The organism is Brevibacillus sp. SIMBA_040 (assembly GCF_046535075.1).
Taxonomy (GTDB): domain Bacteria; phylum Bacillota; class Bacilli; order Brevibacillales; family Brevibacillaceae; genus Brevibacillus.
Map to the genome: position 1 here is coordinate 1 of NZ_JAWRXI010000089.1, position 349 is coordinate 349.

1 protein-coding gene is annotated in these 349 nt (G+C 49.3%); it reads left to right on the forward strand.

Annotated elements, in window-relative coordinates; genetic code table 11:
* On the forward strand, positions 1-313 hold a 313-nt coding region (locus tag SB752_RS32085), incomplete at its 5' end, for a hypothetical protein (protein ID WP_410719452.1).
* Between the last annotated feature and the right edge of the window lie 36 nt (positions 314-349).

Genomic DNA, 349 nt, shown 5'->3' on the forward strand with positions numbered 1-349 from the left:
GATTCTAGATGAGTCTAATGATCCGGCCAACCCTGGTAGCAACACTGAGGGCGACAAGCCGACAGTCAGCGTCTCAGATGCTAGCGCGGATGAGGGCAGTAACCTCGTTCATACCGTGACCTTATCAAACCCAACCGAGGTACCTGTCAGCTATCCTTTTGCCATTAGCCCAGATACGGCGACTGAAGGGGTAGACTATGATAATACAGATATCGACTTTAGCGAAGGCGTCGTCTTAAACCCTGATGGCACCATCACCATTCCAGCAGGAGTGACGTGCCTGGGCGTACTGCTATCGCAAAATTATCATTGATATCGATCTCATCACCTTTTAACGCATATTTGCTAC